We start from the raw sequence: 1,371 nt of genomic DNA, 5'->3' as shown, positions 1-1,371 counted from the left end.
CATGAAAATCATCATTCTCGGCGCCGGCCAGGTCGGCGGTACGCTGGCCGAACACCTCGCGCGCGAAGAGAACGATATCACCGTGGTCGACACCAACACGGCCAAGCTCCGCGAACTCCACACGCGCCTCGACATCCGTACCGTCACCGGCGCCGGCTCCTACCCCATCGTGCTGCGCCAGGCCGGCTGCGAGGACGCCGACATGCTGATCGCCGTCACCAACTCCGACGAAGTCAACATGATCGCCTGCCAGGTCGCCCATACGCTGTTTCGCACGCCGACCAAGATCGCCCGAGTACGCGCCACGCCCTATCTGACCCGCAAGGGCCTGTTCGCCCACGAGGCGATTCCCATCGACGTGCTGATCAGCCCCGAGCAGGTGGTCACCGACCACGTGCGCCGGCTGATCGAGCACCCGGGGGCGCTGCAGGTGCTGGAGTTCGCCGGCGGGCTCGTGCAGCTCGTCGCGGTCAAGGCGTTCTACGGCGGGCCGCTGGTGGGGCAGGACCTCGCCTTTCTGGGCCGCCACATGCCCAACGTCGACACCCGCGTGGCGGCGATCTACCGGCGCAACCGGCCGATCATCCCCCGCGGCGACACGGTCATCGAGGCCGACGACGAGGTGTTCTTTCTCGCCGCGCGGCGCGACATCCGCGCGGTGATGAGCGAGCTCAGACGCATCGAGCGCGGCTTTCGCCGGGTGGTGATCGCCGGTGGCGGCAACATCGGCGAGCGCCTGGCCGAGCATCTCGAGCACAGCCACCAGGTCAAGATCATCGAACACAGCCTTGAGCGCTGCACCACCCTTTCCGAGCGCCTGGATCGCACCGTGGTGCTGCACGGCAGCGCTACCAGCAAGCGCCTGCTCGAGGAAGAGAACATCGAGGATTGCGACATCTTCTGCGCGCTGACCAACGACGACGAGGTCAACATCATGTCGTCGCTGCTGGCCAAGCGGCTGGGGGCGAAGAAGGTGCTGACGCTGATCAACAACGCCGCCTACGTGGATCTGGTTCAGGGCGGCGAGATCGACATCGCGATTTCACCGCAGCAGGCGACCATCGGCAGCCTTCTGACCCACGTGCGCCGGGGCGACATCGTCAATGTCCACTCGCTGCGCCGGGGCGCCGCCGAGGCGATCGAGGCGATCGCACACGGCGACAAAAACTCGTCGAAAGTGGTGGGCCGGGCGGTCAAGGAGATCGAGCTGCCCGAGGGCACCACCATCGGGGCGATGGTGCGTGGCAAGGAGGTGATCATCGCCCACGGCGAGGCGGTGGTGGAAAGCGGCGATCACGTGATTCTGTTCGTGATCGACAAGCGCCGAATTCGCGACGTCGAGCGGCTGTTCCAGGTCGGTTTGACGTTCTT

General features: G+C 66.1%; 1 protein-coding gene. It reads left to right on the top strand.

Annotated features, from left to right (window positions below; genetic code table 11):
* Position 1 precedes the first annotated feature (1 nt).
* The coding region (trkA, locus tag ACGLWX_RS18300) for a Trk system potassium transporter TrkA (protein ID WP_396241902.1) at positions 2 to 1,371 on the top strand (1,370 nt) is incomplete at its 3' end.

The sequence above is a fragment of the Halomonas sp. HMF6819 genome (assembly GCF_044335525.1).
Classification (GTDB): Bacteria; Pseudomonadota; Gammaproteobacteria; order Pseudomonadales; family Halomonadaceae; genus Vreelandella.
Note: the sequence above shows the minus strand (reverse complement) of the source record. Positions and strands in the feature narration are given on the sequence as shown.